The sequence below is a fragment of the Brochothrix campestris genome, assembly GCF_046058945.1.
Classification (GTDB): Bacteria; Bacillota; Bacilli; order Lactobacillales; family Listeriaceae; genus Brochothrix; species Brochothrix campestris.
The window spans coordinates 763,883-787,607 of the sequence record NZ_CP175511.1 but is presented as its reverse complement, the minus strand read 5'-3'; the positions used below and the strand labels follow the sequence as shown (position 1 = coordinate 787,607).

19 protein-coding genes, 1 pseudogene and 1 other annotated feature are annotated in these 23,725 nt (G+C 42.7%); all 20 genes and pseudogenes read right to left on the bottom strand.

The features are described from left to right. Window positions 1–59 precede the first annotated feature (59 nt). Window positions 60–1,310, bottom strand: coding sequence for a threonine ammonia-lyase IlvA (ilvA, locus tag ACJYYY_RS03990; RefSeq protein ID WP_156921096.1), 1,251 nt, complete (start codon window positions 1,308–1,310; stop codon window positions 60–62). After that, complete coding sequence (leuD, locus tag ACJYYY_RS03985; RefSeq protein ID WP_051456811.1) at window positions 1,285–1,899, bottom strand: 3-isopropylmalate dehydratase small subunit; 615 nt, start codon at window positions 1,897–1,899, stop codon at window positions 1,285–1,287. The genes ilvA and leuD overlap by 26 nt, the downstream gene beginning before the upstream one ends. Beyond that, window positions 1,886–3,280 carry a 3-isopropylmalate dehydratase large subunit gene (gene leuC, locus ACJYYY_RS03980; protein WP_035313311.1) on the bottom strand — a complete coding sequence of 465 codons (1,395 nt, stop codon included), beginning with the start codon at window positions 3,278–3,280 and terminating at the stop codon, window positions 1,886–1,888. The genes leuD and leuC overlap by 14 nt, the downstream gene beginning before the upstream one ends. Continuing rightward, entirely contained in the window at window positions 3,258–4,337 is a 1,080-nt protein-coding gene (gene leuB / locus ACJYYY_RS03975) for a 3-isopropylmalate dehydrogenase (RefSeq protein ID WP_051456812.1), read from the bottom strand. Before leuB ends, leuC begins: the two co-directional genes overlap by 23 nt. Next, window positions 4,337–5,872, bottom strand: coding sequence for a 2-isopropylmalate synthase (locus ACJYYY_RS03970; RefSeq protein ID WP_408869136.1), 1,536 nt, complete (start codon window positions 5,870–5,872; stop codon window positions 4,337–4,339). The genes leuB and ACJYYY_RS03970 overlap by 1 nt, the downstream gene beginning before the upstream one ends. A 441-nt stretch (window positions 5,873–6,313) precedes the next feature. Then, window positions 6,314–7,356, bottom strand: a pseudogene (ilvC, locus tag ACJYYY_RS03965) (ketol-acid reductoisomerase). 61 nt (window positions 7,357–7,417) lie between these two features. Beyond that, window positions 7,418–7,888: an acetolactate synthase small subunit gene (ilvN, locus tag ACJYYY_RS03960; RefSeq protein ID WP_035313315.1), complete on the bottom strand. Its 471-nt coding sequence runs from the start codon at window positions 7,886–7,888 to the stop codon at window positions 7,418–7,420. Beyond that, window positions 7,885–9,582 carry a biosynthetic-type acetolactate synthase large subunit gene (gene ilvB, locus ACJYYY_RS03955; protein WP_408869135.1) on the bottom strand — a complete coding sequence of 566 codons (1,698 nt, stop codon included), beginning with the start codon at window positions 9,580–9,582 and terminating at the stop codon, window positions 7,885–7,887. The genes ilvN and ilvB overlap by 4 nt, the downstream gene beginning before the upstream one ends. 15 nt (window positions 9,583–9,597) lie before the next feature. Next, complete coding sequence (gene ilvD, locus ACJYYY_RS03950) at window positions 9,598–11,286, bottom strand: dihydroxy-acid dehydratase (RefSeq protein WP_408869134.1); 1,689 nt, start codon at window positions 11,284–11,286, stop codon at window positions 9,598–9,600. A 406-nt stretch (window positions 11,287–11,692) separates the two neighbouring features. Continuing rightward, window positions 11,693–13,540, bottom strand: coding sequence for a bifunctional glutamate--cysteine ligase GshA/glutathione synthetase GshB (gshAB, locus tag ACJYYY_RS03945; protein WP_051456813.1), 1,848 nt, complete (start codon window positions 13,538–13,540; stop codon window positions 11,693–11,695). 180 nt (window positions 13,541–13,720) lie between these two features. Continuing rightward, on the bottom strand, window positions 13,721–13,921 hold the full coding sequence (locus ACJYYY_RS03940) for a cold-shock protein (protein ID WP_035313318.1): 201 nt from the start codon (window positions 13,919–13,921) through the stop codon (window positions 13,721–13,723). Between the two features lie 568 nt (window positions 13,922–14,489). Next, a complete protein-coding gene (locus ACJYYY_RS03935; protein ID WP_408869133.1) occupies window positions 14,490–15,206 on the bottom strand; it encodes a phosphatase PAP2 family protein in 717 nt (238 codons plus the stop codon). A gap of 148 nt (window positions 15,207–15,354) precedes the next feature. Further along, entirely contained in the window at window positions 15,355–16,335 is a 981-nt protein-coding gene (dapF, locus tag ACJYYY_RS03930) for a diaminopimelate epimerase (protein WP_035313321.1), read from the bottom strand. Between the two features lie 183 nt (window positions 16,336–16,518). Beyond that, window positions 16,519–19,299: an isoleucine--tRNA ligase gene (ileS, locus tag ACJYYY_RS03925; protein WP_035313322.1), complete on the bottom strand. Its 2,781-nt coding sequence runs from the start codon at window positions 19,297–19,299 to the stop codon at window positions 16,519–16,521. A gap of 50 nt (window positions 19,300–19,349) precedes the next feature. Further along, window positions 19,350–19,577: a binding site (T-box leader), on the bottom strand. Next, a complete protein-coding gene (locus tag ACJYYY_RS03920) occupies window positions 19,575–20,168 on the bottom strand; it encodes a DivIVA domain-containing protein (RefSeq protein ID WP_084038440.1) in 594 nt (197 codons plus the stop codon). It overlaps the preceding feature by 3 nt. A 113-nt stretch (window positions 20,169–20,281) precedes the next feature. Continuing rightward, window positions 20,282–21,049 (bottom strand): RNA-binding protein, encoded by a 768-nt coding sequence (locus tag ACJYYY_RS03915; RefSeq protein ID WP_035313324.1) that lies wholly within the window; start codon window positions 21,047–21,049, stop codon window positions 20,282–20,284. A 60-nt stretch (window positions 21,050–21,109) separates the two neighbouring features. Then, the gene (locus ACJYYY_RS03910) at window positions 21,110–21,391 is read right to left on the bottom strand and encodes a YggT family protein (RefSeq protein WP_035313326.1); all 282 of its coding nucleotides are present in this window, start codon (window positions 21,389–21,391) and stop codon (window positions 21,110–21,112) included. Between the two features lie 19 nt (window positions 21,392–21,410). Beyond that, window positions 21,411–21,887, bottom strand: a complete 477-nt coding sequence (locus tag ACJYYY_RS03905; RefSeq protein ID WP_035313328.1) for a cell division protein SepF — start codon at window positions 21,885–21,887, stop codon at window positions 21,411–21,413. A gap of 12 nt (window positions 21,888–21,899) precedes the next feature. Further along, window positions 21,900–22,562 carry a YggS family pyridoxal phosphate-dependent enzyme gene (locus tag ACJYYY_RS03900; protein ID WP_035313331.1) on the bottom strand — a complete coding sequence of 221 codons (663 nt, stop codon included), beginning with the start codon at window positions 22,560–22,562 and terminating at the stop codon, window positions 21,900–21,902. Window positions 22,563–22,573: 11 nt separating this feature from the next. Next, window positions 22,574–23,707, bottom strand: coding sequence for a cell division protein FtsZ (ftsZ, locus tag ACJYYY_RS03895; RefSeq protein ID WP_035313333.1), 1,134 nt, complete (start codon window positions 23,705–23,707; stop codon window positions 22,574–22,576). Window positions 23,708–23,725 lie beyond the last annotated feature (18 nt).

Sequence of the window (23,725 nt, the reverse complement as noted above, 5' to 3'; positions counted from 1 at the left end):
GATCCTTATCCTTTAATACCACTTATTGTACCTCTTTTAGCTCTCTTTGTATAGGATGGTTAGACGAGTAAATTGTAGAGCATCGCATTATCGTTGACCGACATATACTGCGGATCGAACACTTGTAGACGCTCAATCATCGCTGCGTAATCGTTCGTTTGACCGAGTAATACGCCAATAATAACAGGACCTTGCCCGCGATTGACTTTCTTCGTGTATTCAAATTTCGTAATGTCATCATTCGGACCCAACACTTGACTGACGAACTCTTTTAGCGCTCCTGGTCGTTGGGGAAAATTAACGATGAAATAATGTTGTAAGCCTTCAAACATGAGTGAGCGTTCTTCCATCTCTTTCATCCGATTGATATCGTTATTGCCACCACTGACGACGCACACTACTGTTTTCCCTTTAATTTCAGCACGCATCTGCTCCAATCCCGCAACGCTCATCGCACCGGCTGGTTCAGCGACAATCGCCAGTTTTGTGTACATTTCGATCAAGGTTGTACACACCTGACCTTCATGCACGGTGAGGACGTCATCGACTACGGTTTGACAGTAGTCAAAGGTGATTTTGCCCACCTCGGCGACAGCAGCCCCGTCTACAAACTTATCAATCTTCGGTAGTTTGACAACTTGACCAGCAGCGCGGGCACTTTTCATCGAGGCTGCCCCAAGCGGTTCAACTCCAATCACCTTTGTTTGAGGACTCTTTGCCTTAAAATAACTGCCTAACCCTGCAATGAGACCACCACCACCAATCGTCGCAATAACATAATCAATCGGATCTGGCGCATCACCTAAAATTTCAACGGCGACTGTCCCTTGACCAGCGATAATATTTTCGGAATCAAATGGTGGCACAAAGGTCATACCCTCTTGAGCAGTATACGCTTGGGCCGCCTCAGAACACGCATCAAACGTATCGCCAACGAGTTTAATTTCAATGTCAGAACCACCAAAAAATTTCACCTGTGCAACCTTTTGATTGGGTGTTGTCACTGGCATAAAAATAACTGCCTTCATTTTTAAACGATCACACGTATAGGCGACACCTTGCGCGTGATTGCCCGCACTGGCACAGGTGACACCTTGCGCCCGTTGTTGATCGCTTAATTGACTGATAGCATAATAAGCGCCCCGCAGTTTAAAGGAGCGCACAATTTGTAAATCTTCACGTTTTAAATACACACGACAATCGTATTTTTGTGATAAGTATGGATCATATTCGAGCGGTGTATGTCGTACGACTCCAGCTAATTGTTCAGCTGCTTCTTCAATGTTAGTTGCGTGCATAACTGTCGTCATTTGTTGTCCCCCGTTCATCAACCCGTTGTTCATACGCGCGAATGACATCTTCGTGCGTCAATGTTAGGGTGATATCATCTAAGCCCTCAACTAGTTTTTCCTTCACTTTTTGATTAATCTCAAACGGGTAGACATCCCCGTCAGCTTCAATCACTTGATTAACCAAGTTAATCGTCACCACTACATCACCCGCTAAGGCTGCCAACTGTTGGCGCTGTTCGAGTGGTAAAACAATCGGTAACAGGCGGTTTTTAGTACAATTGCTAAAGAAAATGTCGGCAAAACTACCGGCGATAATACAGTCGAAGCCATAATCAGTTAAAGCCCATGGTGCATGCTCACGACTTGAGCCACAACCAAAGTTATCCCCACTAATTAAAATTGAAGCACCTTGACGATCTTTGGCATTCAAAGGGAAGGCCGGATTCGGTTGATGACCGGGTAAATAGCGCCATTCATCGAATAAAAACCGTCCAAAGCCGGTTCGTTCAATCCGTTTTAAAAATTGTTTTGGAATAATTTGATCCGTATCAATATTATCATTCATCAAGGCGACGACTGTCCCGCGATGTTGTTTAAACGGTCTCATGTGCAATCCCCTCCTCCAAACGGACATCCACAAAATGTCCATGTATTGCTGCTACTGCCGCCATCGCTGGTGACACAAGATGTGTGCGTGCACCTTGACCTTGACGTCCTTCGAAATTACGATTGGAGGTTGAGGCACAATGTACACCATCCGGTACTTGATCGGGATTCATTCCGAGACACATCGAACAGCCGGGTTCGCGCCATTCAAAACCTGCCTCTTTAAAAACCTTATCGAGACCGACCGCTTCGGCCGCCTTGCGTACACCACGCGAGCCCGGTACGACCATCGCTCGAATGTGTTTCTGCACTTTGCGGCCACGTATCATTCGCGCAGCTTCGATTAAATCCGACAGCCGAGCATTCGTACACGAACCGATAAAGACGTAGCCAAGTTCGATTTCAGCAGCTGTTTGACCGGGTTGTAAATCCATGTAATGGTATGCTCGTTCATGATTAACGTTTTCAATCGGCGGAAAAGATGCTGTAACAGGTACGCCCATTTCAGGGTTGGTCCCCCAGGTTACGTATGGCACGAGACTAGCCGCATCGAGTTCGATTATTTTATCAAACACTGCATCAGCATCTGTGTACAGGGTCTCCCAGTCTGCGATTTTTTCAGCCATGTCAGTCGGAGCATAGTCGCGTCCGTTCACATAGGCATAAGTTGTTGCATCCGGTGCCATCATCCCCATCTTCGCACCGCCCTCAATTGCCATGTTACAGATTGTCATCCGTTCATCCATCGTCATTCGTTCGACTGTATCGCCATAAAATTCAACCGCATGTCCATTACCAAATGACACACCATTTTGAGCGATAAGCGCAAGGATGATGTCTTTAGCGTATACGCCTGGTTGCAGCTCACCTGTTATATGAACCCCCATCCGTTTCGGCTTCGTTTGCCATAAAGACTGCGTCGCAAACACATGCTCAACCTCACTGCTGCCGATTCCGAACGCTAGGGCACCAAACGCACCGTGTGTCGCCGTATGACTATCGCCACAAACAATTGTTTTACCAGGTTGTGTCAAACCGGTTTCTGGTCCAACCATGTGTACAATTCCTTGGCGGTCATTGCCCATTTCGGCTAATTCAATCCCAAACTCGGCACAGTTTTTGCTGAGGGCATCAATTTGTTTTTTTGCTACCAAATCTTGAATGTTAAAAATGTCGGAGGTCGGCACATTATGGTCCATCGTGGCAAACGTTCGATCAGGTCGTCTTACGGTCCGTTGCGTCATGCGTAGCCCTTCAAATGCTTGTGGCGATGTCACCTCATGAATGAGGTGCAAATCGATGTATAATAACTGCGGTTCACCTTCTTTTCCATACAATACGTGACGTTCCCAAAGTTTATCAAACAATGTTTGTTGTGACATTCGCCCCACTCCTTTCAATCAGTTCACTTATTTTTGCACCAAATGCGCGCGTACTCGTTTGTCCCCCTAAATCCTTTGTTAAAAAGCCTGCTGCCAATGCGGTTTCGACGGCTGTCTCAATTTGAGTCGCCTCCGCTTCGAGTTGAAATGACTGCCGTAACATCATAGCCGCTGACAGTAACATCCCGATTGGGTTAGCACAATCTTGACCTGCAATATCCGGTGCTGAACCATGAATCGGTTCGTATAGCGCCGCCCGACCAGCTTGCGCATGCGAGCTTGATGGTAATAAGCCCAGCGAACCGCCAAGCACACTCGCCTCGTCACTTAAAATATCACCAAACATGTTCTCAGTCACAATCACATCAAATTGCGCTGGCCGTTGAATCAAATGCATCGCGGCCGCATCGACATATAAGTGAGTGACGCGTACCTCTCGATAAAGCGGTGCAATCTCTTCAACAGTTTGACGCCATAATTTACTCGATGCCAACACATTTGCCTTATCGATACTCGTTAATTCACCTTTACGTGTGGCTGCGAGTTTAAAGGCGTAATGCACAATCCGTTCGATGCTCGCCTTGTCATAACGTAAGGTATCGACGCCTTCTTTTTCGTTGAAGTACTTCGGTTCACCGAAATATAAGCCGCCTAGTAATTCACGCACAACGACGAAATCGACAGCCTCTAAACGTTCTTCACGTAAAGGAGATAAATGTTTTACCGCCGAAAAAATTTTAACGGGACGAACATTGGCAAATACACCCATTTGTTTACGTAAGGCGAGTAAGCCTTGTTCTGGTCGTTCAGTGGCTTCATCCCATTTCGGGCCACCGACCGAACCAAGCAGAACTGCATCAGCCGTTGCTACGGCCGCCTGTGTCGCTGGCGGAAACGGCGAACCTGTCACATCAATCGCCGCGCCACCAAACAACTGCGCGTTAAATTGAATCTGCTGCTCTGATTGTGCGAGTACTTGTGTTAAAACGGTTTGCGTGACGGCCATGATTTCTGGTCCAATGCCATCACCTGCTAAGACGGTTACGTTATATCCCATTACACCTCAACCTCACTTGTGTTTAATGTCGCATGACGCTGTTTTGAAAAAGCTTGTATATAAGCTCGAGCAGAGGCGTTCAATACATCATGATCGATGCCAACACCATGATAAATGCTACCGTCCGCCGTTGCAATCACTGTATGTACTTCAGCCTGTGCATCCATTCCTGGTGAGATTGACTGAATACGATAATCTTTTAAGGTCACCGATTCGCCCATTAACTTATCAATCACATTGTAAACCGCTTCGATACTACCAGCACCTGTGGCTGAACCACTGAGACGCTCACCCTCGGCTGTTCTAATTGTAATATCGGCTAATTGTTGCGCAGCAGAATTATAATGCACATCCAACGACTCTAAGTGACAAAAACTCTCGTCACTGTATAGATGGCCTGACATCATTGCTCGGAGATCGTCATCGCTGACTTCTTTTTTAACATCAGCTAATTGTTTAAAACGTTCAAACAGTGGTTGTTGCTCCTCTTTTTCAATTGAAAAACCAATATCCGCGAGTCGTGTAAAGAGCGCATGACGTCCAGAGAGTTTTCCGAGTACAAGGGTTGATTGTGAAACACCAACAAGCTCAGGTGTAATAATTTCGTAAGTGCTTGGATTTTTCAAGAAACCATCCTGGTGAATGCCCGATTGGTGTGCAAACGCGTTGCCGCCAATCACTGCCTTATTTCGTGGTACCGCCATGCCCGATAAATGACTGACGAGATCACTGCTGCGTTTCAGTTGATTGAGCACAATGTTTGTTTCTGCTTGATAATGGTCTTTACGAATATGAAGAGCCATCGCGACTTCTTCCATTGCAGTATTGCCCGCACGCTCGCCAATCCCATTAATCGTACATTCAATCCGTGATGCCCCGTTTTCAATTGCAGCTAAGGCATTAGCGACCGACATCCCTAAGTCATCGTGACAATGTGATGAGAAAATCACCTCATCAAACCCACGAATCTCTTGGCGTAAATAGCGGAATAACGCACCGAACTCGGTTGGATTCGTATAGCCGACTGTATCGGGTACATTAATTACTTTGGCGCCGGCATCAATGGCTGTTTGGATTGCCTTAACTAAAAAGTCTGGTTCAGTTCGGGTTGCATCTTCAGGTGAAAATTGCACCATATTGACAAATTGCTTCGCATAGCGCACATGATGATCAATCGAGGCGAGTACTTCGGCTTGCGTCATTTTGAGTTTGAATTCACGATGAATCGGGCTTGTCGCTAAAAAGGTATGGATTTGGGGTGCAACCCCACCTTTAACCGCTTCATAAGCCCGACTAATGTCCGCTTCGACGCAGCGGGCGAGACCCGTAACCGCACTTTCTTTTACAATCTCAGCAATGGTTTTGACACAGTTAAAATCACCCGGGGAAGCGATTGGAAAACCAGCTTCAATGACATCGACACCAAGGGTTTCAAGCTGCTGTGCCATTTGAATTTTTTCTTGTAAGTTAAAGCTCACCCCCGCTGTTTGTTCGCCATCTCGTAATGTTGTATCAAATATTTGGATTTTTCTCATGCCTGACACCCCTCTCATTATTTTATTAGTAACGCAATTATGTTCAAATTTAAAGTGAGGCACACCTCAAATTGAGATGTGCTCACTGGTCATTCTTTTAGTTAATAGCTGCTAACACAATGTTAGTCTTTTATAACAGTAAGTTTTATCGCTTGTCACTTTATTGTATCGCTACTTTTTTCATCGAAGTGCTTGCTACTTAACGTTTACCCTTTTAGTTGCCTTTTGCCTTTTGCAAGTTGTATTCACTTTCTATTCTCCAGTTACTCCAACTAAAGGCTGTCTAAATTTCGCTGTTTCGTTCCGACAAAAAGCGTCGAACCCTCAACACCTCCAATTTAGTTGCCTTTTGCAAGTTGTATTCACTTTCTATTCTCCAGTTACTCCAACTAAAGGCTGTCTAAATTTCGCTGTTTCGTTCCGACAAAAAGCGTCGAACCCTCAACACCTCCAATTTAGTTGCCTTTTGCAAGTTGTATTCACTTTCTTTATTTGTTTTGATCAATAAACGGCATCATATCACGGAGTTTATTACCGACTTCGGTAATTTGATGACCTTTTTGCTCTGCACGCATACGATGGAATTCTTTAAAGCCATTGTTGTTATCATCAATGAAGCCTTTAGCAAAGTTACCGTTTTGAATATCAGTTAACACGTCTTTCATATGCGCTTTAACATCACTTGTTACGACGCGTGGGCCTGATACGTAATCGCCATATTCGGCTGTGTTCGAAATCGAGTTACGCATTTTTTCCATGCCACCTTCGTACATAAGATCAACAATTAATTTCAATTCATGTAACACTTCAAAGTAGGCCAGTTCTGGTTGATAACCCGCTTCAACTAATGTTTCAAAACCAGCTTGTACTAAATGCGTCGTGCCCCCACAAAGTACCGCTTGCTCTCCAAATAAATCAGTTTCTGTTTCTTCTTTAAAGGTTGTTTCAATTACACCTGCACGGGTACCACCCACACCTTTAGCATAAGACAGCGCGTTTTGAGTCGCCTCTCCAGTTGCGTCTTGATAAACCGCGAATAAACAAGGTACCGCACTACCTTCAACAAAGGTACGACGAACAAGATGACCTGGACCTTTTGGTGCCACTAAGAACACATCAACGTCTGCTGCCGGCTTAATGACATCGTAATGAATGTTAAAACCATGGGCAAAAACAAGTGAATTGCCGGCCTCTAAGTTATCCTTAATTTCAGCTTCATAAATCGTCCCTTGGTTTTCATCTGGTAAAAGTACCATGACAACATCTGCTTGTTTACTTGCTTCTGCTACCGAGAATACATCAAATTGATCTGCTTTGGCGTTATCAGCTGATTTACCTGCACGAATACCGATAATCACATCGTGACCATTGTCGCGTAAGTTTTGCGCATGAGCATGGCCTTGTGAACCATAGCCAATCACCGCGATTTTTTTGCCTTTAAGTGTATCCTCTTTTACCGAATCATCATAATATACTTTTACCATTTTCATTACCCCCTGTTTTATGTGTGTTATTTATAGATAAGCCTTGCGGCGAAATCATCAGTTATGCTGTTTTGACAAAACCGGCAATGCCGGTTCGTGTTAATTGTGTGATGTTGTATGGTTTTAACAGTTCAATAAAATCATCAATTTGATGATGCGATCCGGTTGCTTGAATGACTGTGTGATCGGCTGCCTCGGTTAAAATCGCGACTTGGAAAGAAACCAACAGGTCAGCTACCGCCGAATAATCAACTGCCACATCGACAATTGCCAATTCACGTGTTACCACATTTTCATCGGTAATGTCACGTGCTTCCATCACATCGACCTGCTTATTCAGCAGTTTGACCAAGTGTTCACAAGAGCTAATGTCGTCAACATGCACGACTAAGGTGAGCTGTGACTGATTGACTTCGGCCGTTTGACCGACCGCGATACTTTCAATATTAATAAAACGTTTTGAAATAGCATTGATGGCCCGGTTCAAAACACCGGGTGAATCGGATAAACGAGCAATTAAGATACGTTTCATTGACCAACAACCCCCTCCATTTGATGAATGCCTTTCCCCGGTGGTACCATCGGTGTAACGGTCTCCATCTGAGCAATATGAACATCGACGACAACTGGACCTTCGATCGCAAACACCGCTGCCAGTTGCTCAGCAAGTTGCTCGCTTTGTGTAATCCGCTCGCCCTGAATACCGTACGCTTCGGCGAGTTTCACAAAATCAGGTTGGCCGTCAAACACGGACTCGCTGTATCGCTCATCATAAAACTGTGTCTGCCATTGTTTCACCATTCCGAGTGAGGCATTATTGAGAATAATCACTTTTATATCTAACTTAAATTCTGTTAATAACGCTAATTCTTGCAACGTCATTTGAAAGCCACCGTCACCAACAATCGCAACCACCTGACGATTAGGTTGGGCAAACTTCCCACCAATTGCAGCCGGTAAGCCGAATCCCATCGTGCCCAAACCACCACTTGAGATGAGCGCATGTTCTTCTTTAAACTGATAATATTGAGCCGTCCACATTTGATGTTGCCCGACATCGGTGGCTACAATCGCTCGGCCCTCCGTTAAGCTACTAATCATTTCAATCACCTGTTGTGGTTTTATCGCGACGCTATCATTGGTCGTATAGCCATGTGGATGCTGTTGGGCATACGCTTGTAAACGACTGACCCACGCTGTATAATCAGCGGGTTGCTCAACTGCAGCCAACAAGGCTTGTAGGCTTACCTTGGCATCAGCGACAATCCCGATGTCAGCTGTAAACACTTTGTTGATTTCTGACGGATCAATATCAATATGGACAATATTAGCATCCTTCGCGAAATGCGCTTGTGCCCCGACTAAGCGGTCATCAAAACGAGCACCGATGGCGATTAGGAGGTCGCATTCATATATCGCACGATTGGCCGCATAGCCCCCATGCATTCCCGCCATGCCAAACGCTAACGGCTCAGATGGGCTAATGTTCCCTAAGCCTAACAGTGTGTTCACGACCGGAATGTTCATTTTGTTAGAAAATTCGGTCAATTCAGATTTGGCAGAGGCAAAATTAATGCCTGCACCCGCTAAGATTACCGGTTGTTTGCTCGTTGCTAACAGTTGTGCCACTGCTGCGATTGCTTCCACAGGTGGTGTTGTTGCCACCTCATAGGTCGCTAACGCTTGCACCTGTTTAATCTGTGAGACGACTGCGGTCATCATATCTTTTGGAAAATCAATTACGACTGGCCCTTTCCGTCCGGTTTCAGCAATCGTAAACGCCTGTGCCACAATTGTTGGAATATCGGCAGCGTCACGGATTTGAAAACTATGTTTCGTAATCGGTGAGGTCATATTCACAACATCGGCTTCTTGAAAAGCATCAGTGCCAATGACTGAGGTTGCCACCTGACCAGTAATAACGACGAGTGGTAAGGAATCAGCTAAGGCATCCGCTAAGCCGGTGACGACGTTAGTTGCCCCTGGTCCACTTGTGACGACGACAACACCGGCCTTGCCCGTAATACGAGCATAACCTTCAGCGGCGTGGATTGCACCTTGCTCATGTCGGGCTAAAATGTGTTTCACACCACTATCATAGAGGGCATCATACAAGGGTAAGACTGCACCTCCCGGATAGCCATAGATGATGTCAACCTCTGCTTGTTTAAGACTCTCGATGAGCCATTGCGCTCCATTTTTCAGCTTTACTGCTTGCTCAGCCATTTATTTCACCCTCTCTTAAAGTAGTTCATCCGGAATCTTCATGATGCCTCCGGTACTGGCACTCGTTGTTAGTACTGAGTAACGTGCTAACCAACCGGTTTTCACCTTTGATTTAAATGGTTTTAGCTGTGTGCGACGTGCCGCTAACTCATCTTCTGAAACGAGTAGTTCCATCGTCCGTTCCGGTAAATCAATCACAATCGTATCGCCATCTTTAATGAGGGCAATCGGGCCACCTGCTGCCGCTTCAGGCGATACATGACCAATCGCAATACCACGTGTTGCACCAGAGAAGCGACCATCCGTAATGAGGGCGACATCTTTGCCTAAGCCTCGTCCAACAATTGACGATGTCGGTGCTAACATTTCTGGCATTCCAGGCCCACCCTTCGGTCCTTCGTAGCGAATAACAACAACGTGCCCTTCACCGACACGGTGATCATCAATCGCCGCCACTGCTTCATCATGTGAGTCAAAACAAATGGCCTCGCCGACAAACTTAGTGACACTCGGATCAACACCGCCGACCTTAATCACAGAACCATCTGGCGCAATATTACCGTAAAGAATTGATAATCCACCCGTTTTACTATACGGATTCTCTTTAGAATGGATCACGTTTTCGTTTAAAATTTTCGCATCCGCCACATTCTCTCGTAATGTTTTACCCGTTACAGTAATGCGGTCGGGATGAATCGCATCGCCTTTATCAACCAACTCTTTAATGATTGCTGAAATGCCACCGGCTTCATGCACATCATGCATCGAGTATGCTGAACTTGGAGCGATTTTTGATAAATACGGAATGCGTTCGGCAATCTCATTGACCGATTTCAAATCGTAATCAATGCCTGCTTCATTCGCGATTGCTAATGTATGTAGTACTGTATTAGTTGAGCCACCCATTGCCATATCGAGGGCAAACGCGTCATCGATGGCTTCTTTGGTAACGATATCCTTTGGCTTAATGTCTTTTTTTACTAAGTCCATTAAGTGAAAGGCTGATTTTCGAATTAATTCGCGTCGTTCTTCTGAGACAGCTAGTGTAGTGCCGTTTCCTGGTAGGGCCAGTCCGAGCACTTCCATCAAACAGTTCATTGAGTTGGCCGTGAACATCCCTGCACAAGAGCCACAGGTTGGACATGCCTCTGCTTCAAGTTCTAAAAATTCTTCTTTACTCATTTTCCCTGATTTAAAGGCACCAACCCCCTCAAACACTGACGATAAGGTGAGCGCTTTACCAGTTGAAGATAGGCCTGCTTTCATCGGACCACCTGAGCAAAAGATGCCCGGTACGTTCGTCCGCATGGCCGCCAATAACATTCCTGGTGTGATTTTATCACAGTTTGGAATATAGAAAACACCATCAAACCAATGAGCGTTAATAACGGTTTCAGCCGCATCAGCGATAATCTCACGACTCGGTAATGAATAGCGCATGCCGATGTGTCCCATCGCAATCCCATCATCAACACCAATCGTATTGAACTCAAATGGAATACCGCCAGCCTCTCGAATCGCTTCTTTGGCAACATCGGCTAGTTCACGCAAGTGTACATGTCCTGGCACAATATCAATATATGAATTACAAATTGCAATAAAAGGCTTACGCATGTCATTATCGCTTCTTACTTGTCCAGTTGCTCTAAGGAGGCTACGTGCCGGGGCACGATCGTCACCTTTTTTGATTTCATCACTTCTCATCATTAACACTCCTTAGCTCTTCTGTAATTTTCCAATTAAAAACCCCATTCAAGGAATGGGGTTTGAAGCCCCAGTCAAACGCAATCGGGACTCAAGTAACAATCGCACAAGACGATGTTCCGAGTCCTAGCTAAGTAATAAAATGACTAAGCGTGATTGGTTTGACTGGCTACGTTTCATAATGAAAAACTCCTTTTGTTTTTTATTAATAAGATAATTTATATATTATAGGACATTTATCGATTAGTCAATTGAATATTCAGAAAATTCTAATTATGATATTGTTTCGTTTGTTTTTTTATTAAATCTATCTCATATCGATATAAAAAAAACGAAACCGGTTAATGGTTTCGTTTCAGCTTGTGAATCATCTTCAATTCTGTCTCATTCTATTACAGTAACCTCACTATTCGTTTAATTCAGGAAATAGTTTCATGAGCAACAACTGGGCTAATGGTCGGCCTGTCCCTTGATAAGGAAACATGTGCATGTGAATGGCTGGGTTATAATTAGCCTCAATAATCCCGTAGTTAGTAGCTGCTTTCGTCGACGGCACCCTGTTATCAGTGATCATCAAATCGATACCTGACACAAACGCACCCAGTGCGGCAACAGCTTCAACTGCAATTTGTTTATAACTTTCATCCATTTCATCAGTCATATCAATCGAATCACCACCAGTACTAACATTCGAGTTTTCCCGTAAATAAATACGTTGCTCCTTGGCAGGAATATCATCTTCGCTGTAACCTTGTGTTTTCAATAACAACCGTTCAATTGATCCAATTACTATACGTTGTAACGGTTTGCGGTAATGTGTCCCCCGTAACGGATCTTCGTTTTTGAATGCCACTAACTCCGCAATCGTATGAATGCCATCGCCAATAATGTTTGCGGGCACGCGTAAAATAATGCCTTCAACCTTGCCATCAAGGACATAAAAACGATACTCAGTACCCGCGATAAATTCTTCAATGAGCACATGAGAATCCTGCTTAAAGGCAATTTCAACCGCTTCTTGAAAATGAGTCCGTGAGACACCTTCTTGAAAAATCGAAATTCCCAGACCAAAATTAGTCGACTTCGGTTTAACAACAAAACCACTTTCGCTAAAATAGTCATACATTTGCATCGCTTCGTCCACAGTGGCAAATTCTTCGCCGCTAGGCACACGAAAACCGGCCTGTTTTAAAATTTTCTTTGTTACCGTTTTATTTTCCATAATGAGCGGTGCAATATAGGTATCAAGACTTGTCATATTCGTATTTTTTATATATTCAGTATGATTGCCGACGGTCAGTTTCAAAAACTGTTCCGCTTCATCTAGCACCTCGAAGGCAATACCGAGTTCAATTGCATGCACTATCACTAGCTGTGTCGATAGCTCCATCTTATCGAAGCCAGCTAAGGCAAAGGTGTTTTCCCAGGCTTGTTGTTGAAACAGCTGTCCTTGTTGGCAATTGTAGGTTGCTGCTGTTACTGTATCACTATCTTGCCTAAATGCGGATGAACTTACTTCGCGCCAACAGTGGGTAATGATGTCTCGATCGCTCTTACTTAAGTGTAAGTCATTCGCCATCGCAGTTAACGCTTCAAATAATTGATCGACTGTTTCAATATTAGTCGCTGTATAAGCTGACAGTAGCGTTAGCAGTGTATAAAAACGTAGTGTTTCGCTTGTTATTCCAAAACGTGCAGTCGCATCTAAGGGCACACCAACTAACGTAAGCTCCGCTTGCGTAGCTGAATTCGTTTCACTAGAAACGAAGGCAAAGCGAGACTGCAACTGTGAAGCAAGCATGACTTTGTATCCTGCTAGGTTCAGCCTCATTTGGTGAGACAATCCGGTCCGCGTTTCTGCAACTGTCTGCTTCATTGCTTGCGCTAAGTCATACACAAATGTTTCTGAGAAGATGTAATGCAGTGTAATCGCACCATTAAACGTTTCATCAGGCAGTGTTGAACTTGGCCAGAGCATTTCTGTTGACGGATGTGTACGCATCGCAACCTCTTGAATGGCACCAAAATACTTTAATGCCTCTTTTTCGGATGAGACAAACGGTGTTTTCATCACCAGGCTGTTATGATTTGTATACTTAAGCATCGGATGCTCTGCTCCTAATGCCAATCGATTGACTGGGCATTCAATCCCAGCTGTTGTTGTAAAATGACTTTCTCGTTCTATCGAAAGGAGCATTTCTTGCAACCGCTGTTTTAATCCCGGATTATGTTTTAAGTGTTCTGTGACATTCATCTATTTTCCGTCTCTCTATTATCAACGAACAGCTTGGCTGTCGTCAATCTATTTTTAAGTACGATTCATTTTAAAGTCCCACGTCTATTTTGTCAAACAGGTTGATTCTTGCGACAGCAAGGCAGTCTCGTCTTTTTACAAAAAAACAAGTGACGACAGCTGTCAGTCACTTGTTTTGGATTAAAGTTTCGTTACATTTTCAGCTTGCAATCCACGTTGTCCTTCAACGATTTCGAATTCAACGTCTTGCCCCTCGTCTAATGTTTTAAAACCTTCACCTTGGATAGCACTAAAATGTACAAAGACATCACTGCCACCTTCAACCTCAATAAAACCAAAACCTTTTTCTGAGTTGAACCATTTCACCTTACCTGTTTGCATAGTATGAACCCTCCAAATGATTTCTATAATATGGGTTTCCATATCGTTGATACAGATGACATCACATATTATAAATGAAGTTCGTTTACTTTTACAAAACAAAATCCATTTATAACATGCGAAATACCTTTTTATATTTTTTATTATAAGGGCTCTTCCTCACCTTTGCAAGCCCTTACATTTATCTTTTTTGGAACAGTTTACCCACATATATCTATTGATTATAGAAAACAAAGGAAGGCTATTAACTATCTGCCATTATGTCTAATCCTACATATGATGTGTTTTCTAAAAAAAGGAATAATCCCCCTCAATTGTTTTGTAAATAATTACAGCAGAGCCTCTATGAGATTGTTCACTGTTTTTTTCATAAGCGCCCCTAATAGAACAAAAAGCGCTCATTTTAATTGAGCGCTTGAGACTGAAGATAAACGCTCGTATCTTCAAAATTTTTGCTGGCGATGGTCAATAATCGCTTTTTTGTTCTATATTTAACTTCGCTAGTAATTCGTCTCAGCAAGCGTCTAACGGTGTAAAACGCACGGTACGCTCGTTTATTTAAGTCGCTTTATTCCATTGTATCAGGCGGCGTATAGGCGTAGTCTTTACTGAAAACAAACCGATCGTTTAAGCCCTTTTCAATAAATAACTTTTGAATACGCGGACCGAATTGTCTGAATAGCGTCGTACTTACAATCATATAAGTACTGGCCAATAAAAAACCACCGATAATATCACTTGGATAATGAACACCTAAATAAATGCGCGTATAGCCAATAAAACTGATGAGACAGGCTGTGATAATCAAATATGTTTTTCGATGATAACGCTGATTGACTGTTAGCATAAAAACAATACTTAACGTAAACGTTGTAATCGCCATTGTATGCCCACTCGGAAAACTAAAGCCACCTTGTTCAATTAACATATTCACCGGACGCTCCCGTTGAAAGAGCGATTTAAACACCCAGTTAATCCCACTAGCACCGACAAGCATATTAACGCCAAGCCAACATGCCCATAAAAACTGGCGGTAACAGGCCATAATAATAACGATTATCGCTGTAATGACAATCATGCCTTTAACCCCTGCAAAGTCAGTCGCTAGCGTGATGACTTTGGTTAGTCCAACCGGTTGAACAGCTTGACACATTGTTCGTATTGTCGAATCAAATTGTTTTACCCACAGTGCATTGGCCGAAACAGCTGCAGCCACAAACAGAAAGAGGATAAAAATAATAGCTACGACACTATAGCGCAAAATCGTTTGCTTTTTCGTTAACATTTCGTCACCTCTTCATTAGATTACATTACACTACATTTTAGCACATCATTAAGTTTACAACATCTAATTACCTAAAGGCTCCGTCTTTAGTCTGAATTGATCCTTAAAAAAAACGTTATTTCACTGGTGCTGAAATAACGTTTTTATCTTAAATACTTGATTGAGCCTCTACAAATTGAGCCGCTTGTTGCGCCATCCGTTCATAGGCTATTTGTTCAGCTGTCGTCGTTTGTGACATCACTGTCACGGCCTTGGCATCGGCGGAAATCACTAACTCAGCCTCAAATACAAAAGTGGCATTCCCAATTAAATCAATCCGATAGGTATCCGCTTCACGATAAACCTGACATTGCACACGACCCCCAGGATTATACACATCGATTTTACGCTCAAAATCACCACCATGAATGAGACGCGCCATTAAACTGCTGGCTGACATCGCAGTACCACAAGCGTTCGTAAACCCTACACCACGCTCATATGTTTTTACAAAGATGGCATCTTCGCTAAAACGGCGGACGTAACTAACGTTAACACCGTCTGTAAAATAGGGATTATCACTGTTCAGCCAGCGCGCTAATTTTTCTTGGTCTGCAAAATCAGCTCCTTCAACAAAGCTAATTAAGTGAGGATTTGGTACGGCTACTGCCGAATAATGTAACTGCTCTGAAAAAGCTGGCACGCGCTCATCGTATAGCTGTTCACCATCAATCACTAACGGCAAAGTCTCTTTAGCAAAGGTGACCGGTGAAATTTCAACGCGATAGGTTGGAATCCCTTCGGCTAGCGGTTCATCCTCAGATACTTTTAAAATCGCCTTCATTGTTTCGACGGTGAAATCAGTTAGCTGATGTTTTTCTGCCAAATAACGAGCAACTGTGCGAAGTCCGTTACCACACATCGAAGCCTCAGAACCATCTGAATTAATAACACGCATACGTGCTAACGCTGTTTTACTCGGAGAGACATATAAAACCCCATCTGCACCGCCCAAGGACTGCTGACGATCACACAAGGTCAATGCTAATTGTCGACGCTTTTCTTCTGGCAGTGCTTCACTTAACAACATTTCATCGATAATATAAAAATCGTTCCCGGAACCATGCACTTTTTTGACCGTTACTTTCATTCTGCCATAACCTCTTTCTGTTGATTAACGTTTATTTTTATTGTAGCACATTTTATTTTGAAACCGATGATTGGCTTCTTAGACAGAAAAAAACCGGTATCGACGTTACACGTCAATACCGGTTCAAATTGTAGACAAAGTCTAAAGAGACTTCATTTTTCTTCTAAACAGTTGCTTTCACTTTTAAGCTTCTAAGTCAATGTCGCCATAATGTTCAGTCACAATGTCAGCACAGTGAGCACATAAGGTTGGATGAGCAGCGTTTGAGCCAACGTCTGTTTTCACGACACGGCAACGTTCACATGTGTCACCGTCGGCAGCAGTGACAGCAACAGCAACTGTTTCTGTTGCAATCGCATCAGCTGGCGCGTTATCTTTACCCACAATTAACTCAAAGTCACTAACGATTAACAATTGTTTCACATCGTTGTTAATTGACTTGATTAAGTCAACCGTTGCTTGATCAGCATAGATTGAAACTTTCGCCATCAATGATTTCCCGATTAATTTCGCATTACGCGCTTCTTCTAATGCTTTTTGAACAGCGTCACGGATAGTCATGAACTGTGTCCATTTTTCAAGTAAGGCTGTTTGTTCTGCTGTCTCAGTCGCAAATTCAAAATCAGTTAAGTGAACACTCTTAGCTGTTTCAAACTCAAGATAAGACCAAATTTCATCAGCCGTATGTGGTAATAACGGTGCTAATAATTGTGTTAAACCTTTCGCAATCGTGTAGAATACTGTTTGCATACTACGACGAGCCTCACTCGCTGCCGCTTCAATGTAAACAACATCTTTGGCGAAGTCGAGGTAGAAGTTACTTAAGTCAGTCGTTACAAAGTTGTTAACCGCACGATAAACAGTTGAAAACTCATATTTATTGTACGCTTCATCAATTTGATGTGCTAGGCGGTTATATGTTGTTAACATGTATTGATCAGCTTCTGACAATTTGTCATACGCCACCATATCTGTTGTTGGATTAAAGTCTGATACATTTCCTAATAAGAAACGGAAAGTATTACGGATTTTACGGTAGACATCTGAAACTTGTTTTAAAATATCATCTGAAATACGCACATCCGCTTGGTAATCTGATGAGGATACCCATAAACGTAAAATATCGGCACCCATTTGGTTCATGATTTTTTGAGGATCAACTGTATTACCAATTGATTTACTCATTTTACGCCCTTTACCATCTAAGACCATCCCGTGGCTTAAGACACCTTTATAAGGTGATTTCCCTGTGATGGCAACACTCGTTGTAATTGACGAGTTGAACCAGCCACGGTATTGATCTGATCCTTCGAAATACAAGTCAGCTGGACGGCTCAAGTAATCACGTTCTTCAAGCACACCTTGGTGAGATGAACCTGAATCGAACCAAACGTCCATAATATCAGTCTCTTTTGTAAACGTTCCGTTCGGGCTTGATGGATGTGTAAAACCTGCTGGTAATAAATCTTTCGCTTCACGGGCAAACCAAACGTTTGAACCATGTTCACGCACTAATTCAACAAGATGAGCAATTGTTTCTTTCGTAATAATTGCATCGCCATTTTCACCATAAAAGATTGGTAACGGTACACCCCACGCACGTTGACGTGAAATAACCCAATCGCCACGGTCACGAACCATGTTGTGTAAACGTTGTTCTCCCCAAGCTGGTGTCCATTCAACCGTTGCAATCGCATCAAGAATATTCTCGCGGAACGCATCAATTGATGCAAACCATTGTGGTGTCGCACGGTAAATAACAGGTTTCTTCGTACGCCAGTCATGTGGGTAACTATGTGAAAAGAAGTCCAGTTTCAAGAGACGACCTTTTTCGGTTAATAAATCAGTAATCATTGGATTCGCTTTATCATAATAGATACCTTCAAATCCTGGTGCTTCATCAGTATAAATACCGCGACCATCCACTGGTGAAATAACTTCTAATTTATAAGCTAATGAGGCAAAGTAATCGTCTTCCCCGTGTCCTGGTGCTGTATGAACACAACCTGAACCAGCTTCTAGCGTTACATGGTCACCCAAAATAACAAGTGACTCGCGATCATAGAACGGATGACTTGCAGTAACGTACTCAAGCTCGCTCCCTTTGAACGTTTTGAGCACAGTCGGTGCTTCCCACTCTAGTTTTTCAGAAACGGCTTCTAATAAGCCTTCAGCCACGATAAACTTACGGTCAGCAACAGCGACTTCGATATAGTTATAGGTTGCATTAACAGCGATTGCTACGTTTGCTGGTAATGTCCATGGTGTCGTTGTCCAAATAACAAATTCTGCATCATTATCCACAATGCCTTTGCCGTCTTTTACGTTAAAAGCAATGTATAACGATGGACTTTTAACATCCGCGTACTCAATCTCGGCTTCGGCTAAGGCCGATTCACTTGATGGTGACCAGTAGACTGGTTTTTTACCACGGTAAATGTAGCCTTTTTCAGCCATCTCACCAAATACTTTAATTTCATTTGACTCAAAAATCGGATCCAATGTAATGTATGGGTTGTCCCATTCAGCCGAAACACCTAAGCGTTTAAAGCCTGTACGTTGAAGATCGATTTGTTCACGTGCATATTTTTCACACAGTTGACGGAATTCAACCGGTGACATCTCTTTGCGTTTAATGCCTTTTTTCGCTAATTGTTGTTCAATTGGTAAACCGTGTGTATCCCAGCCTGGAACATAAGGTGATGAAAAGCCACGCATTCCTTTGTAACGCACAATCATATCTTTGATGATTTTATTCATCGCATGTCCAACGTGAATCGCACCGTTTGCGTATGGCGGTCCATCATGTAAAATAAAAGTTGGTTTATCCGCATTTTTAGCTTGGATTTGCTCATATAAGTTCATTTCTTCCCAATCAGCTTGCATTTTTGGTTCTTTGTTTGGTAAGCCGCCACGCATCGGGAAGGCTGTTTTAGGCATAAGTAACGTTTTTTTGTATTCCATCTTTATTTCCTCCTTAGATTAGCGGTAAAACAAAAGAGTCCCATCCCCTTAAAAGGGACGAGACTCGCTCGCGATACCACCCTTATTAGTACGGCAAATTGCCTCACTAAAAAATGTACTCTCTCAACACTTTAACGCAGTGGCTACGGCTAAGCTTACTTGATTCAGCTTAACAGCTCATGGATGATTTTCAACCGTGACCCCTTTTTGACCTTTCACCATTCGTCAAATCGCTAGAAAAGGGCGGATACAGTTAACGTTCCATTCGTCGCTTATTATTTTGCTGGAATTTCTTTGTTCTCTTCAATCACTTCAATAGATTGAGTCGTTTCTGTTGGTGTTTCAACGCTTTGTTTCTCCGCAACATCTACAAATTTATCGGTGATGTTTTGTTCAACATCAATGTCATACTCGAGTGAATTTGACCAATCATCATGTTCAAGTAAGTCAAGTTGTGTCGTTACAAGTAAGCGTAAACGCTCACGGAACACTTTAGATTGACGTTTTAACTCTTCAATTTCGACCGAGAGACGATGCGCTTTGTTTAAGCCCTCTTTTACAAGCTCTGCTGCATCGGCTTTTGCTTCAACAACAATCAATTCGGCTTCTTTCTGTGCTTGTCTGCGTGTTTCATCAGCTGAATCTTGTGCAATCACAAGTGATTTATTCAATGTCGATTCAATTGTTTTAAAGTGGTCTAATTGCTCATTGCTTGTTTGCAAATCGCTTGTTAATTTTTTATTTTCTTTAAGGACTAATTCATAATCTTTAATGACTTGTTCTAAAAAATCGTTAACCTCATCTTCATCATAGCCACGTAATTTTTTACCGAATTCTTTATTGTGAATATCTAATGGTGATAACGGCATTTATTCCACCTCCAAGTATGTAAACAAATTAATGTTCTATACACCTTACTATATAGTAAAATGTACCGACTAATCAAGTATAAATCAACATCTTTTGGATAATTAACGTTTTTTCAGCCTTTTATCCGCACATTCAGTTTTAATTTATCCTTTTTACTCTTGCCGATTTGTTCTAACACTTGTATTCGACCATGTTTACGCACCGACAACATATCATTCTCAGTGCATTCAAAGTTGGCCTGTTTCACAACTTGCCAATTGACTTTGACGAGTCCTCCTTCAATCATTATTTTCACTTTTTGTCGGGAAATATTCAACACCGTTGCAACCACACTGTCAAGCCGCATTGAGCTGACCGTCACAAATTTATGCTCAAAATCATCTGGAATCGCTAGTGCACCTGTAAACGGTAGCCGTTCTAACTGAATATTAACCTTGCCTATTTTCGTAAGGTTAAGTTGAACATAATTGGCCACCTCTTCTTCGACGACAAATTGCCAGTCATTTCCGACATTTAAAATATCACCAAATACCTCTCGCTTCATACCGATGTTCATTAAGGCCCCTAGTATCTCTGGGTGACTCAAGTTTGAAAACTTCGATGGGTAACGGATGGAAAATAAACACATTTGATAGTCTGCTTCGTTCTCCTCAAAGTAATCCGGCTTAATTAAAAAACGTTGCCGTTCATGTGTCAACAGTGATACGAGCATGAATTCACTATTTTTGCTAATCAATGACTGTAAAATAAATGCTTGTCGCGGATCAATAAACGGGGTCAAATATGGGCTGTATTGATTTTCAGCCTGCACTATCCAACCCGATGCCGCATCGATAAAAGGCTGTTCTTCTGGTCTGAAATGTTGATATACACCGTCCATTACATTCGTCCTTTCTATAAAAAAAGAAGCAAACGCGATGTTTGCCTCCCTCTACTGTTATTACATTGTTACTAAAAATTGATAAATCGATTGCAAGCCACGAGGCAATAACTGATTTAACACAATTAAGGCCAAAATCGCAGATATATCTAGCACACCACCGATTGGAGGAATTATTTTTCTAAACGGTTCTAAAAACGGCTCACAGATGCGTCCTAACAGTTGGCCAAATTTACTGCCTTGCGCATTAGGTACCCAACTAAGCAAGATGTAAATTAAAATCGCCCATGAGTATACAGAGCAAAACGTTATTAAAACATTGAAAATAGTGTATAAAACCACTTAGTCACCTCTTTTTTATTTACGCATCATAGTTATTAATGTATTCCGAAATAGCACCATCGACGCTAATATTTTCCGGAGCGCATAAGAAAATATTATTTCCTAGACGTTTAATTTCACCATTGACTGCGTATATATTTCCACTTAAAAAATCAATCATTCGTAGCGATTGTTCTTTATCCATTCGTTGTAAGTTTACAACCACAACTTGACGGTTTAACAAGTCGTCTGCGATTGCTTGCACCTCACTATAAATGCGTGGTTCGTGTAATGTTACATTAGTCGTCTCTGTCTCGGAACCGATTCGAACGACATTATTTTTCTTAGTGACTGCTTTTTTCTCTTTAGGCACAGCTTGACGTTTAGCCTTTGGCTGCGTGTTGCGGTTACTTACCTGTTCTTTTGTTTCTGTTTGTTGTTTTGCTGATTGCGTCGATTGAAATTCTTCTTCCTCATCTAGGTAGAAAAAGTCTTTTACCTTTGACAACATTGACATTGCAATCCCTCCTTAATTGACAGTTACAAGTTCTGTTCCAACTCTTACAAACGTGGCCCCTTCTTGCAACGCAATCTGGTAATCATTCGACATTCCCATTGATGCTTCAAGGCAAGGTGCATGTTTTAATTGGAGTGCTTGAACGTCATTAGTTAGTTGCTTCAGTTGTGCAAACACTTCGTGAAGTTCCTGTTCGCTGGCCACAAACGGCGCCATCGTCATTAACCCCACGACTTTAATGTTTGGATAATGCGTAAGTTGCTCGATAAATGGAATGACATCGTCTGGCGCCATACCATGTTTATTTGCCTCACCGGCTACATTTACTTCCACAAAACAATTGCTTTCTTCGGTTGCACGTTTATTAATTTCTTTCGCAAGTGATAAACGATCGAGTGAATGAATATACGTTGTAGCTGGCAATACTTCTTTTACTTTACGGGTTTGTAAACTGCCGATAAAATGCCAGACAATATCTGGATATTTGTCACTGAGAGCTGCCTGTTTTGCTGTTAAGACATCGGCACGATTTTCACCGAAATGACGTTGTCCTAAGGCGTAGAGTTGCTCAATGACATCAATCCCCACTGTTTTTGTGACCGCCACTAGTTGCGCTGGTTGACCGGTTGCCAACATTTTATTCGTGACCTTCGTAAAGTTATCAGTCAGTCCCATCACTAGACCTCCTAGCGGTTGCGATTACGGTTACGTAAAAAGGCTGGAATATCTAAGTCATCTGAGGCTGCATCAACTTCACGACGTGGTGCCTCATTAACTGGTGAAGGTGCAACAGTTCCTTCTGCTTTATCTTCTGAGCGTGTTGGTGCCGCTTGACGTGTGAAAGCTGGTTTCACTTGACGGTTGCCCGCTTCAGAAAAACCAGTCGCGATAACTGTTACAACTAACTCATCATTTAGATCATCATTAATAACAGAACCAAAAATCATGTTAACTTCTGGATCAGACGCACTTGAAACGATTTCAGCAGCTTCTTGCACTTCGAATAAGCTCAAGTTTGATGCGCCTGTAATGTTCATTAAGACACCCTTCGCACCATCGATTGATGCTTCGAGCAATGGTGAAGAAATTGCTTTTTTAGCTGCATCAGCCGCACGGTTTTCACCACTAGCAGACCCAATACCCATTAAGGCCGAACCACGGTTAGACATGATTGTCTTAACATCGGCAAAATCCAAGTTGATTAAACCAGGAACCGCAATTAAATCAGAAATACCTTGCACACCTTGACGAAGAACATTATCAGCTTCTTTAAACGCTTCTAACATCGGTGTGTTTTTATCAACAATTTGCAATAAACGATCATTAGGGATGACAATCAGCGTGTCGACTGCCTCTTTTAAAGCTTCAATCCCGGCTACTGCATGTTTTGAGCGTTTTGGACCTTCAAATGTAAACGGACGAGTGACAACACCGACTGTTAAGGCACCAACTTCTTTGGCAATTTGTGCAATGACAGGAGCAGCACCAGTTCCTGTTCCCCCGCCCATACCAGCAGTTACGAATACCATATCAGCACCAGCTAATACTTCCTCGATTTGATCACGGCTTTCTTCGGCCGCTTTCTTACCAATTTCTGGTTGCGCACCTGCACCTAGTCCGCGTGTTAATTTACCACCAATTTGCATCCGTGTTTCTGCCTGTGATAAATTTAATGCTTGGGCATCCGTGTTAACGGTAATAAACTCAACACCTTGAACCCCATGTTCAATCATACGATTGACAGCATTGTTTCCGCCACCACCGACACCAATAACTTTAATTACAGCTAGTGAACTTCTCGTTTCATCAAAATCATACATATAATTTCCTCCTACATC